Consider the following 258-nt stretch of genomic DNA (forward strand, 5'->3'; position numbering starts at 1 on the left):
GCAGGCGGAAGTCGAAATCCGCGCGAGCGGCGCGCGTCATGATGCGCTCGCGAGCCTCGGCGCCGACCTGAAGTTCGTGCTGATCACGTCGGGCGCGACGGTCGTGAAGGTCGACAGCGAAGCGGAAGAAGGCGTCGACGTGATCACCTCGAAGTATCTGAAGTGCGAACGCTGCTGGCACTATCGCAAGGAAGTCGGCGAAAACGCCGACCATCCCACGCTCTGCGGCCGCTGTATCAGCAATCTGTTCGGCAACGG

Annotated in this window: 1 protein-coding gene; it reads left to right on the top strand. The window is 63.2% G+C overall.

Annotation, left to right across the window (positions count from 1 at the left end; all coding sequences use genetic code 11):
* The coding region (locus tag SB753_RS38795) for a zinc finger domain-containing protein (RefSeq protein WP_410805378.1) at nt 1–258 on the top strand (258 nt) is incomplete at both ends.

The organism is Paraburkholderia sp. SIMBA_053 (assembly GCF_046534895.1).
Classification (GTDB): Bacteria; Pseudomonadota; Gammaproteobacteria; order Burkholderiales; family Burkholderiaceae; genus Paraburkholderia; species Paraburkholderia caledonica.